Below are 11,850 nucleotides of genomic sequence, written 5' to 3'. Positions count from 1 at the left end.
TCAGCTCACATGCTGACGGCGAGGTATTTCGCCTCCATGAATTCGGCAATGCCGTGATGCTGCCCTCCCTCGCGGCCAAGCCCGCTCTGCTTGACGCCGCCGAACGGAGCTGCCGGATCGGACATCAGCCCGCGGTTGAGAGCGATCATCCCGGCCTCGATCCGGGAAGCCACCCGCATGCCGCGCGCCAGATCGCGCGTGTAGATGTAGGCAGCAAGCCCATATTCGGTGTCATTGGCGCGTGCGATGACCTCGGCCTCCGTTTCGAAGCTCGAGATTGGCGCCACCGGCCCGAATATCTCCTCATGCGCCATCTTTGCATCGCCCGGCACGTCGCGAAGCACTGTCGGAGGGTAGAAGAAACCACGTCCGGGCAGGACTGAGCCGCCGCACAAGACCCGCGCGCCGCGTGTGACCGCGTCGACGACAAGGCGGTCTATCTTCTCGACCGCCTTTTTCGTGATCATGGGCCCGCATTCCGTGTCCGGGTCGGTGCCGGCGCCGACCTTGAGCGACGACATCCGCTTCTCGAGGCCCTCGGAGAAGGCTTCGTAGATGCCAGATTGCACGTAGAGGCGGTTCGCGGCCGTGCAGGCCTCGCCGGCGTTGCGCATCTTGGCCACCATCGCGCCATCGAGCGCCGCTTCGAGATCGGCGTCGTCGAACACAATGAACGGTGCGTTGCCGCCCAGTTCCATCGAACACGAGACCACGTGCCTGGCAGCCTCTTCCAGCAGAGCGCGGCCCACGCCGGTCGAACCGGTGAAGGAGAGTTTGCGCACTCGCGGATCGGCCAGCATGGCTGCCGTCACAGGGCCGGGACTGGAGGTCGTCAGGACGTTGACCACCCCCGCTGGAACGCCTGCGTCCTGGTAGAGCGCGGCCAGCGCGTAGGCGGTAAGCGGGGTCTCACTGGCCGGTTTCAGGATCACGGTGCATCCAGCGGCAAGTGCCGGCGCGATCTTGCGCGTCGCCATCGCGGCAGGAAAATTCCAGGGCGTGATCAGGACGCAGATGCCGATTGGTTCGTAGTCGACAACGATGCGATTGGTGCCGGAAGGCGCAGTACCGAATTCACCGGTAATGCGAACGGCCTCCTCGGCATTCCAGCGGAAAAATTCCGCGGCGTAAGCGATCTCGCCTCGGGCATCCCGCAGGGCCTTGCCGTTTTCCAATGCGATGAGAGTAGCCAGTGCCTCCGATCGTTCCGTCATCAACTCAAAGCAGCGTCTGAGGATCTCGGAACGCTTTCGCGGCGACGTTGTCCGCCAGCCATGGGCCGCCTTGGCAGCTGCGTCAACGGCGGCGGCCGCGTCCTCCAAGGTCGCATCGGGTACGGCGGCGATGATGGCTTCCGTCGAAGGATCGATGACCGGAATTACCCTGCCATCCGCGGACTGCCGCCATTGGCCGTCAATATACAGCCCTTGCGAAATTGTGTGGAAGTCGCTGACGCCCTGATCATCCGACAGAACCTGTGAAAACGTGTTCATCTCGATATTCCCGATTGTTTACATGACGCAGCTGGCGAGGTCGCCATCAAAGGCGGCCTGGACCAGGCGTCGCATGGACCTCAAATCGAATGGCCGCGGATTGTTCTTGATGAGGCGCTCGATACCGATCGCTTGTTCCGCCGTCCAATCGAGCTTGTCGGCAGGCAGCCCTAGCTCGGCCAACGAGGGGGTGATCCCGATTGCGCCAAACAGCCGACTGACCTCGCCAATGGTCGCGTCGGCCAACTCTTCGGGCGTCCGGCCTTTTCCATCGAGGCAGAGCGCGTTGGCGATCTCGGCCATCTCGGTCGCTGCGGCTGTTCTGTTGTACTTCATGACGTATGGCAGCATGGTGGCGACACCCAATCCGTGAGCGGTGTGGGTTATCGCGCCAACCGGGTATTGCACGGCGTGCGCTGCCGCCGTGCCGGCCGTTCCGAACGCGCAGCCGGCTGCAAGTGCGCCCATCATGACGTCGGCCCGGGCGTCCTCGTCGGAGGGCCGGCGGTATGCCGTTTCAAGGCTTCGGCCAAGCAGCTTGATCGCCAGCAGGGCGAAGTGATCGGTCAAGGCGGTTTTGCCGATAAAGACATGTTGTTGCGGAAGGCCGGGATCGGTCCCGCGCCTGGCGGCGGTGAAGGCCTCGATTGCATGCGTCAGTGCATCGGCGCCTGCGATCGCCGTCAATCCCGGTGGGCATGTCATCGTCAGCTCAGGGTCGCAGATAGCCGCGGCCGCGATCAGATACGGGCTGGAGATGCCGACCTTCAGCGTGCGATCCGGATCCGAGATCACGGCAACCGGGGTCACTTCAGAGCCGGTGCCGGCTGTCGTCGGCACCGCGATCAGCGGCAGCGTCGGGCCGGGCACCTTGAACTCGCCGTAGTAATCCTGGAGCTGACCGCCGTGACTGATGAGCAACGCGGCGCATTTGGCCATGTCGAGACAACTGCCGCCGCCAATGCCGATCACCATGTCGGGCGCGAACTTCCGTGCTTCCTCGACGCAGACGGCAACGGTGTCCCGGGGGACTTCGGGTAGCACACGGTCATGCACCAGGACGTCTATCGAGGCGGCTCGCAGCGCCGCGACAATCTCTGCGAACGGGCCCGTTGCGGCAAAACGTTCATCGGTGCAGACGAGTGCGCGACGCCCGAGCCTGGCTGCGACAACCGGGATGACGTGGCGTTGGCCCTTCCCGAACAGGATTTCGCGCGGCAGCCTTATGGCAGCGAAAAGGCTCATGATCTGCATCCTGTGATGATGTCTGGAAAGGCCGCGGGGGCGGCACGCTGTTCCAGCAGGGCCACCGCAAGTGCCATTGCTTTGTCTCGAAACGGCCTCAAATTATATCCTCTATAAAATCGTATAGGATATAGGATTGCATTAATCGGAGCATCGTGTTAGCAATTCTATGTGTCAAGAGGCAAAACATGCAGGCCATGAACTTACTCAATGCGGACGATACGAACCTCGCCGGCGGACGTATCCAGCGCTCCAGCAGCTTGGTTGAGGAAGTCTACGAAGCGATTTTTGCGCAACTCATGTCGCTTAAGATTGCGCCGGGCTCGCGCATCACGGTCGACAGCCTGGTCAAGGAATTCAACGTCTCCCACACGCCGATCCGCGAGGCGCTCGGCCGGCTCGAAGGCGAAGGCCTCGTGCTGAAGACGCATCTGATCGGTTACCGCGCCGCGCCGCAGATCACGAAACGGCGGTTTGACGAACTCTACGAGCTTCGCCTGCTGCTCGAACCTCATGGCGCAGCCAAGGCAGCCGCGCTCATGGACGAGGTAAAGCTCGCGCAACTTCAGACATCGGCCGGCGTCATGGCGCGCCGTGAAGGCAAGGACGAGCGCCTGCGGTATTCCAACTTCGCCCGCCAGGATGCCATTTTCCATGACAAGGTCATGGAATTCGCCAACAACGAACTCGTGCGTGAGACACTGGCGCACCAGCATACCCACTTCCACATATTTCGCCTGATGTTCCATTCGCGCGTCACCGAGGAGGCGCTTGACGAGCATGAGGCCATTCTGGCCGCTTTGGCTGCGGCCGATCCTGCCGCTGCCGAGCAGGCGATGCGTCGCCATATCGAGCATTCCCGCGACCGTTTGTTGCTGGCGTTCGACTGAGACTGTCCCGATGTGCCCGTACCCGTCGTCGACGATTATCCCGCAGGCCTGTGCCAACCAGAACTACGTCCCCGATTCACCCTTCTAGGAACTCAAGCCCACCTGGCGAGTACAGGTCTCGCCCGGTCGTTGTCACAGGAAAGGAAGTACCATGCCAGGCAAAAAGATCCTGATGCTGACCGGTGAATTCACCGAGGAATACGAAATCTTCGTCTACCAGCAGGCGATGGAAGCGGTGGGCCACACCGTTCACGTCGTGTGCCCAGACAAAAGCGCCGGAGACCTGATCAAAACGTCGCTGCACGATTTCGAGGGCGATCAGACCTACACCGAAAAGCTCGGCCACTATGCGCTGATCAACAAGACCTTCTCCGACGCTGAGAAGCAGCTAGCGCAATACCACGCCGTTTACTGCGCTGGCGGTCGCGGGCCCGAATACATCCGCACCGACAAGCGCGTGCAGGCGATGGTGCGCCACTTCCACGAAACCAAGAAGCCGATTTTCACGATCTGCCACGGCGTGCAGATCCTGATTGCGGTAGACGGTGTCGTGCGTGGCAAGAAGGTCGGCGCACTGGCGGCATGCGAGCCCGAGGTGACGCTTGCGGGTGGCACCTATATCGACCTGTCTCCAACGGAGGCATATGTGGATGGGACGATGGTTTCGGCAAAAGGCTGGACGGCGCTTGCTGCGTTCATCCGCGAATGCCTGAAGGTGCTGGGAACGGAAATCCGCCACTCGTAGACCTTTGCTCCGGCGCATCCAAAAGGGTGCGTCGGTTCCCTTGCTGCGGAGGAAACTTGTCACCGCCAATTCGGCTTCGGATCATAAAGCACCTGCATCACGAACTGCGGGAACAGGTTTCGACGTCGTCTTCGACGCAACGGGAAACAGCCTTTCGATGCAGTCTGCCTTTGCCTATGTTGCCCATGGCGGCGTCATGGTGATGGTAAGCGTCGTGCCGGACGACATAACCTTCTCAGATCCAGAGTTCCACCAGCGCGAAATGATGCTGATCGGCAGTCGCAACGCGACGCGTGGGGATTTCCAGCACATCATTGCCTCGATCCGCGATGGAAAAATACCAATCGACCAGCTCGTCACCCACCGCACCACCCTGCGCGACAGCCCACGCGACATCGCAATCTGGGCGAAGCGGAAGTCTGGTCTGATCAAGGCCATTTCGACGTAGCGGGATCTGGCTGACGTCAGCAACACAATCAAGATATGTCATCGAGCCCTGGTGCTGCATTATGGGAGGGGGGAGTGGCTCGGTGACGCCAGGCTAAGCGTCGCGCTTGACGCGGTATTCGCCGTGGTTTTCCTCAGTGACAATTGTCCCTGCCGAACTGGCTTGGCGTTTCACTGATTGCAGCGGGCGCAGTTCTCGTCGCATACAAAGGTTGAAGCCGTGGAGCGACGATCCTTCCGGCACAAAACGTGTTCCATGCAAAGTCCATCGGGTATTCGCACCGCTTGAGTATCCGGCGTCGCTGCTCTATGTGATGCGTGATGATTGATGCGCACCAAGGAGGCGATATGAGAACCACTTTGGCAATCGATGACGACGTCTTGGTCGCGGCCAGGGCCATGGCCCGGCAGCAGGATCGCAGCCTCGGCGAGGTCATCACCGATCTCGCCCGGCGCTCGCTGCGCCGGCCTCAAGCCGGCGGCGAGCGCAACGGGATTCCTCTGCTGTCGCCTCGGCCGGATGCACCTCCTGTCACGCTTGAGACGGTCAACGCCTTGCGAGACGAACTGCCGTGACGTTCCTGCTCGATGTCAATGTGCTGATCGCACTGATAGATCCTGGCCATGTCAACCATGACGACGCCCATGGCTGGTTCGAAGTGACCGGTAACGCCGCATGGGCTACGTGTCCCATCACCGAAAACGGCGTCCTGCGCATCGTCGGCAACCAAAGATATCCCAATTGTCCCGGCTCGCCCGCCGTCGTTGCGCAAATCGTTACCAAGTTGCGGGCCCTGCATGGGCACAGCTTCTGGCCCGACGATGTGAGCCTGGTTGGCTCTGGCGACATCGATGCAGCGAAAATCCTGACCTCGGCACAGGTCACCGATACCTATCTTCTCGCGCTCGCCAAGGCGCGTGGCGGCCAGCTTGCAAGTTTTGACCGCAAGCTGTCGGCGGCGGCCGTGAAGGGCGGGAAGTCTGCACTGCACCTGATTCCCACAAGGTAGACCACCGGGCTCTTTGGTCTGTTCCCGCAGTTTGAGAGGGCGTAGCCGCGCAGCACCATCAGGCCGTTGCGCTCAGGCGCAAACGCGCGACCGTTGGTCGAAGGCCACGATTGTCTCGATATACCGCCTCTCATCGAAAGCGGTTGTTACCTGGGCCCCAGAAAGCCCGGCTCGGATTCTACACCGCGGGCACGATCCAAGGTCGCCTCAGCGTCGTTGGCCGGCTCGCGGTTCTTTCTGTTCCGGCCGCTTTTCCGGCGCCGGCCCTTTCGATGCTGCGCTCGCTGACAGTTGGATACGTGTGGATCATCCCGACGCGGCTTGTGTCTGCCGCGCGACTGCGTTGTCGCCGATGGTTCAATGGGTCGGCTTTACCACGCCGGCCTCGTCGAAGGGATGAGGCGGCATGCCAGGAGCATCTGCCCCCCAGCATTGCAGCCACCCTTGTCCCGCATACCGGCGCGTTGTCGAACTGCCAAGGCCGTTTGTGCCCGTTTTTTGCGCAAACAGGATTTTACCCGTGTTGCCGGACCGACCGGCGGGTCAAGCCCCTCTGGGCACAAAATGCCTTCCTGGCCAGATGGCGCAGGTTGCCAGGTCGTTGTCGGTCAAAGTCGGCCAGAAACTCGCGGCGGTCCAAGGGCAGCAGGGAATTGAGAGGGTCGAAGGCTTCGGCACGTCGAACGACATAGGCAGGTGGGTCGAGCGAAGAGGTCAGTTGCCATTCGCGAGCGGCCCGAGAATTCGGACTCCCTGTCGGCGCGCGGCAAGTGCGAGCTTGCGATCGAGGGTGGCCAGCGGCAACTCGGTTTCGATTGCCAGCGCAAGATAGGCGGCGTCATAGGCGCTTAGCCCGTGCGAAGCCGCTAGCGTCAGCACCGCGCCGTCCGATCCGCTGCCGGCGTCCTCCAGCGGCAATCGGCGCAGCCGTGCCGTGGTGGTGGCAGCTTCGCCCGCCGCGATGCGGCCATGCCGCTCGGCCATCAGTACGACGTTCCGCGCCTCGTGCCAGAACAGGGATGGTACAGGCGCCGTTGTTCCCGGCAATCGTCGCATCAGGGCGGCCGCCGCCTCGCTGTCTCCATCAGGAAGAATCCAGGCAGCCGCCATGGAAAGCTCAACGACGAAAGGCATCAGACGATGATCGCCATCAAGCGCGGCGTCCTTCATCGCGCCAGGCCCGAATTTCGTCCTGCGTCACGGGCTTGGCACGGGCGCGGGCGGCGCTGATCTCTTCGATGACGGCCTCGACATCGTTGCGCCGTTGAATCCGCGACAGTTTAGCGATGGGATCGTTGCCGCGCGAAATAATCACCTCCTCGCCTGCTTCGACCCTTGAAAGCAGTTCCGAGAGATGCGTCTTGGCCTCGCCAACTTTTACCGTGATGGTCATTTCCTGTCCTTGTACGTGTCGGGGCAATCGTGGCGAGCCGTGTTCATTGCCGTTGAGCTGAGTGTGGCGACAATCGCTGTTCTGCGCGACAATAGGCGCAATGCTGACTCTTGGTCAAAGCTTGGTCAAGGCGGGCCGTCTCTCAACAAGGTGAAATTGTTTCGTTCTGGTGGAACGGGGTTTCCGATCGTGCGCAGTATCTGGTTTTCGCAGATGCGGGGGCTTGCGCAACTTGTCGCGGTCAGCGCACTCCAGGGATCGCGAGTGGCTATCTGACCATAGTTTGCGGGGGCATTCATCTTTGGGCGTTCGCGCTTGGGCGCGCAGCGCCGACATTCCTCGCCGTCTCTGTTGCCGTAAGACAACAACCTGATCACCCGATCCTGTCACCCCTCTCTCGGTAAGGGCAAGATTCCCCAGGCCCGCGGCCCATCTGGACGGTTCGGCCTTGCCCCAATTGCCCTTTCAGCTGAAACGACTAGGGCGGAAAGTTGCAAGCATGGGATGCTGATTGCCGGAGGCGATTTCTTTGGCAAGCAATTCGCCGACGATCAATCCGAGCGTTGCGCCGCTGTGGCTAAAGGCGACGTGAAGCCCGGCGACGGTTTCGACGGAGCCAAGCACTGGCTCGCCGTCGCCGGGGATGGGCTTCGGGCCAACTGCATAGGTCGCGAGTTGGAGCCGCGGATTGCCCTCGAGCACCGCACTAGCCTCGTCGAGCAGTCCTTCGACGGTTTTGTCGTGGACGGTGTAGGTTCCGTCAGAGTTGACCACGACTTCTTCCTCCGACCACGCCGAATCCAAAACAAGTGCGCCATCCGGCGTCGGACGCACCGCCACGCGCGGCGTATTCAGCACGGCACGGAGCTCGGTCTTGATCGGCTTGGTCTTCAAGAGGAGTGAGATCGGCGTGGCGTCGGGGATATGGACTCCGATCTCAGCAAGCATAACCGGCGTCGCTGGCCCAACGGCAAGGATCACTGCATCCGCCTTCACCGGCACACCATCGGCAGTGACGACGCCACGCGCGCGACCACCTGTTGCATTTATCCGCACGCGCCCAGCGTCCCGAACAAGCTTGCCGCCGTGAGAGCGGAATTCATTGAGCAGCAGATCGATAAGGCAGGGCAGGTCAACCCATCCTTCGCCAGGATTGAAGATGGCACCCTGCGGGGTGATTGCGCTGGCGTTGACGCCGGGCGTCGCTGCACCGACTTCGGCAGGGCCGAGCAGAAGCGCGTCATAGCCAATATCCTGCTCCAGCTGGCAGATGGACGCGATCTGGTTCGCCTCATCATCCCGATCCCAGGTGAGGCCGCCGTCAAAGCGAAGCCACGACGCCGTCTCCGGCCTTGTGGCGGCCAGGGTCCGATAACGGTCGATGCCTGCAAGCCTCAAGCGGTGGTAAGCGGTGTCAGCACGTCGCGCTGAGTTCAGCCAGGAAAGTGAACGGCCGGATGCACCGTTGGCCGGCGCGCCGTCGTTGACAATGGTTACATCAACGCCAAGACGAGCGAGGTGCAGCGCGGAAGAGATGCCGAAGATGCCAGCGCCGATGACGACGACTTGGCGCGGTTTTGGGGATGCAGTCATAGGAAAATCCTTCTACGCAGAAGCCGGGCTGGGAGTTGTTGGATGGCTGCAGAGCGCGGCGGAACTAGTAGTCGGTGAGCTTCTTCATGTAGCGCCGGCCCTCAAGCATTGGCCGGCCGCGCAGACTGGCCAGCTCGTAGGCAAAACACCATAGACTGTCGAAGAAAACCAAGGGCACGAGATAGGGTTTGATGTGTTCGGACATACCGCTGAGGTCGAGTTCCGCTCCATCGAGCACCAGGATGTTTTCCCGGCTGCCGTACTTGAAAAGGAAATCGCGGGCGCGTTCAGAAAGGCTCCGCGTTTCGTCCAAACCCACCAAGACCACGAAGCAAGCGTCCCGGTCCACCACCTCAAATGGGCCGTGAAAGAATTCGTTGGCGTGTATGGCTTGCGAGTCGAACCACTGCATCTCCATCAACACGCAGATGGCGTACGAATAGGCCGCACCATAGCTGGCACCGCCGGCCAGTGTGTAGATCGCTTTGCGCGGCGCGAAACGGGGTGCGAAGGCCCGAAACCGGTCGGCATAGGTCCGGTGCGCACGTTCGATCGCTGGCTGAAGATGGTTCAGGCTCATCAGCAGATCGGTGGTCAGCCCAGCATTCTCCCGAGCATCGATCAGGCCGGCCAGCAACGTGTAGAGCACGCCGTAATTGCTGCGGGCTGCATCGATCGGTTTGCCTGTCGTGTAGGAGGCCTGGTATGCCACAGGGTGGTCGACGGCGCGCGCGAGGGGCGATACCTGGTCAAGGGTCATGCCGATTGTCGTTGCGCCTCGATTTCTTGCGTGATTGGCCGCTCGGACGGTCTCCTTGGTGGTTCCGGTCTGCGAGCAAAGGACAACGAGCGTGTCAGGTCCCAACCGTCGCGGGTCTCGGCAGACGAACTCATCCGCGTTGTAGATGTCGCAGGCGAATGTGCCGCTGCGACGGTCGACGAAGTATTTGCCTGCCATCATGATCGAGAGCGAGCCGCCGCACGCCACGAGAAACAGGTGCGAAAACTGCTTGCCCGCCGTAGCGGTCAGGGTGCGTTCTACGTCGGCGGGAAGGGCGGAAATCATGAGGTTTCTCTTCTCGGTGACAGAGCTTGGGCCGGCGCACAATTGACAAATGGCAGGCCATTGTGCGAACGTTCTCATGTCCTTTAAACTGAAAGTCCTGCGATGGTCAAGATTGCCGCGATGGGCGACAACGTGGTCGATTGTTATCTCGCTCGCGGCGAGATGTATCCTGGCGGAAATTGCCTCAATGTCTCGGTCTATGTCAGCCGCTTCGGCGGGCAGTCGGCGTATGTTGGGGCGATCGGCAAAGACCGGGCAGGGGACTTGATCCACGCCGCACTCAAGTCCGAGCGCGTGGATGTCACCCGATTGCGGCGCCTTGAAGGGCCGACCGCCTATTGCCTCATAGGTCACCGAAACGCCGATCGGATCTTCCTGGACTTCGACCTCGGCGTCTCGATGTTCACGCCGACGCAAGAAGATCTGCTTTTTCTCTCGGCCTTTGAGGCCGTTCACATTGGCCAATCCAGCGGGTTAGACCCATGGGTTGCTGCGCTATCGAGTAAAGCACTGTTATCTTACGATTTTTCAACGCGGCGGGACCCGGGACATCGACTCGAGATTGGGCCTCATTGCTATCTGGCCTCCGTCTCGGGTGACGGTCTCGACGACAATGAATTGGCTGCAATCGCATCCGAACTTCTTGCATGTGGTTCAAGGTGGGTTTTGGTGACTCGTGGTCGAGCCGGCGCCGTGCTTCACAGCGACACCGTCTCCTACCGCACCCCGGCGCAGCTGGTCGAACCCGTCGATACCCTGGGCGCGGGCGACACCTTCATCGCCAGAACGCTATTCGGCCTGCTTAAGGAAGAGGCGCCTCAGAATATTCTCCGCGATGCCGCAGAGGCGGCGGCTGCTACCTGTCAGTACCACGGCGCGATCGGCCATGCGGCAGCAATCGATATTGGAAAGATTACGGCGGAGATCCTCCGCGGAGCTGCACAGGAAACCAGTCTAGCTGCGAAATTCTCCCGACCAATTGACGCGAGAAACGGACAATGCTAGACGAAGTGATAACGTTATCATTTATCTAACTGAACGCCGCTCAAGAGCGTTTTGATGGATGAGTCGTCGAGTGGGACCGCAGGCCGACTTCGGCCAAATCGTAAGAGGAGAAGACATGCAAACGAATTCGAGAAGGCGCCAATTTGTGAAATCCGGTCTGGCGCTGACGATCGCGCTGGTGACAGGACTTGGCACGTTGGCCGCTTCAACGCAGGCAAAAGCGGCCGACAACCCCTACAGCCTCATCGACCCGACGATGATCAGCGTCGGAACCATGGGCGATGCGAAACCCTATGTCTTCACCGACGCCAACGGCAACTTCACCGGCTTCGACGCTGAACTCTTCCGCGACGTGGCGCGCCGGCTCGGGTTCAAGGAGGAGCAGGTCGTTTTCACCGGCCAAGAATTCTCGGCGCTGCTGCCGTCTGTCGCCAACGGCCGCTTCGACGTCGCTGTCGCCGCCATTGGCACGACCGCGGAGCGCAAGAAGACCGTGGATTTTGGCGACGGCTATCTCGCTGGCTACCTGTCGATCATTTCGGCTGATCCGGCTCTGACGAGCAATGAGAGCACCGCCGGAAAGCGCATCGGCGTGATCCAGGGGACGTTGCAGGAAATCTATGCCGAGAAGAATCTGAAGGGCGACATCGTCAAATTCCCCGACAACAACACTGCCGTGGCGGCGCTGAACAACGGGACGATCGACGGCCATTTCACCGACTATGAGTCGGCCAAGCAGTACGTGGAGCGCTATAAGAACCTGAAGATAACAATGAACGTGCCGTCCTTCGATGCGCCAGCCGGCTTCGTGGTCAAGAAGGGCAACCACGCCTTCCGCGAAGCGCTCAACACGGCACTGCGCGAGGCCATGGACGATGGCACCTGGAAACGGCTTCACGAGAAATGGTTCCCGGGTACCCCTATGCCGGATCAATATCTGCCAAAGAAATAAATTTGCGCGTA

Annotated in this window: 12 protein-coding genes and 2 pseudogenes; 8 read left to right on the top strand and 6 right to left on the bottom strand. The window is 60.9% G+C overall.

Annotated features, from left to right (window positions below):
- Nucleotides 1-5: 5 nt before the first annotated feature.
- Both NKJ40_RS19515 and NKJ40_RS19510 read right to left on the bottom strand, forming a co-directional pair.
- Nucleotides 6-1,493, bottom strand: a complete 1,488-nt coding sequence (locus tag NKJ40_RS19515; RefSeq protein WP_352467429.1) for an NAD-dependent succinate-semialdehyde dehydrogenase — start codon at nucleotides 1,491-1,493, stop codon at nucleotides 6-8.
- An 18-nt stretch (nucleotides 1,494-1,511) separates the two neighbouring features.
- Nucleotides 1,512-2,738 (bottom strand): iron-containing alcohol dehydrogenase, encoded by a 1,227-nt coding sequence (locus NKJ40_RS19510; RefSeq protein WP_352467428.1) that lies wholly within the window; start codon nucleotides 2,736-2,738, stop codon nucleotides 1,512-1,514.
- 197 nt (nucleotides 2,739-2,935) lie between these two features.
- Here NKJ40_RS19510 and NKJ40_RS19505 point away from each other — a divergent pair, with 197 nt between their 5' ends.
- From NKJ40_RS19505 to NKJ40_RS19480, 6 genes and pseudogenes are all read left to right on the top strand, one after another.
- Nucleotides 2,936-3,628, top strand: coding sequence for a GntR family transcriptional regulator (locus tag NKJ40_RS19505; protein WP_352467452.1), 693 nt, complete (start codon nucleotides 2,936-2,938; stop codon nucleotides 3,626-3,628).
- Between the two features lie 151 nt (nucleotides 3,629-3,779).
- Nucleotides 3,780-4,373, top strand: a complete 594-nt coding sequence (locus NKJ40_RS19500) for a DJ-1/PfpI family protein (protein WP_352467427.1) — start codon at nucleotides 3,780-3,782, stop codon at nucleotides 4,371-4,373.
- A 103-nt stretch (nucleotides 4,374-4,476) separates the two neighbouring features.
- Nucleotides 4,477-4,821 (top strand): annotated as a pseudogene (locus tag NKJ40_RS19495) (zinc-binding dehydrogenase); the annotation flags it as partial.
- A gap of 90 nt (nucleotides 4,822-4,911) precedes the next feature.
- Nucleotides 4,912-5,036: pseudogene (locus tag NKJ40_RS19490) on the top strand (EamA family transporter); the annotation flags it as partial.
- A 132-nt stretch (nucleotides 5,037-5,168) separates the two neighbouring features.
- Nucleotides 5,169-5,396, top strand: a complete 228-nt coding sequence (locus NKJ40_RS19485) for a CopG family transcriptional regulator (RefSeq protein WP_352467426.1) — start codon at nucleotides 5,169-5,171, stop codon at nucleotides 5,394-5,396.
- On the top strand, nucleotides 5,393-5,830 hold the full coding sequence (locus tag NKJ40_RS19480) for a TA system VapC family ribonuclease toxin (protein ID WP_352467425.1): 438 nt from the start codon (nucleotides 5,393-5,395) through the stop codon (nucleotides 5,828-5,830). The genes NKJ40_RS19485 and NKJ40_RS19480 overlap by 4 nt, the downstream gene beginning before the upstream one ends.
- A gap of 714 nt (nucleotides 5,831-6,544) precedes the next feature.
- Here NKJ40_RS19480 and NKJ40_RS19475 read toward each other — a convergent pair.
- The 4 genes from NKJ40_RS19475 to NKJ40_RS19460 all read right to left on the bottom strand — a co-directional run bounded on the left by NKJ40_RS19475 (nucleotide 6,545) and on the right by NKJ40_RS19460 (nucleotide 9,882).
- A complete protein-coding gene (locus NKJ40_RS19475; RefSeq protein ID WP_352467424.1) occupies nucleotides 6,545-7,000 on the bottom strand; it encodes a type II toxin-antitoxin system VapC family toxin in 456 nt (151 codons plus the stop codon).
- Nucleotides 6,981-7,223 (bottom strand): type II toxin-antitoxin system Phd/YefM family antitoxin, encoded by a 243-nt coding sequence (locus NKJ40_RS19470; protein ID WP_352467423.1) that lies wholly within the window; start codon nucleotides 7,221-7,223, stop codon nucleotides 6,981-6,983. The genes NKJ40_RS19475 and NKJ40_RS19470 overlap by 20 nt, the downstream gene beginning before the upstream one ends.
- A 465-nt stretch (nucleotides 7,224-7,688) precedes the next feature.
- Nucleotides 7,689-8,816 carry an NAD(P)/FAD-dependent oxidoreductase gene (locus NKJ40_RS19465; protein ID WP_352467422.1) on the bottom strand — a complete coding sequence of 376 codons (1,128 nt, stop codon included), beginning with the start codon at nucleotides 8,814-8,816 and terminating at the stop codon, nucleotides 7,689-7,691.
- 64 nt (nucleotides 8,817-8,880) lie between these two features.
- On the bottom strand, nucleotides 8,881-9,882 hold the full coding sequence (locus NKJ40_RS19460; RefSeq protein WP_352467421.1) for an SIS domain-containing protein: 1,002 nt from the start codon (nucleotides 9,880-9,882) through the stop codon (nucleotides 8,881-8,883).
- A 102-nt stretch (nucleotides 9,883-9,984) separates the two neighbouring features.
- Between NKJ40_RS19460 and NKJ40_RS19455 the strand changes: the two genes are divergently transcribed.
- A complete protein-coding gene (locus NKJ40_RS19455) occupies nucleotides 9,985-10,887 on the top strand; it encodes a PfkB family carbohydrate kinase (RefSeq protein WP_352467420.1) in 903 nt (300 codons plus the stop codon).
- A gap of 115 nt (nucleotides 10,888-11,002) precedes the next feature.
- Nucleotides 11,003-11,839: an ABC transporter substrate-binding protein gene (locus NKJ40_RS19450; RefSeq protein WP_352467419.1), complete on the top strand. Its 837-nt coding sequence runs from the start codon at nucleotides 11,003-11,005 to the stop codon at nucleotides 11,837-11,839.
- Nucleotides 11,840-11,850: the final 11 nt, after the last annotated feature.

It is taken from the genome of Mesorhizobium sp. M0119 (assembly GCF_040322615.1).
Taxonomy (GTDB): domain Bacteria; phylum Pseudomonadota; class Alphaproteobacteria; order Rhizobiales; family Rhizobiaceae; genus Mesorhizobium.
Note: the sequence above shows the minus strand (reverse complement) of the source record. Positions and strands in the feature narration are given on the sequence as shown.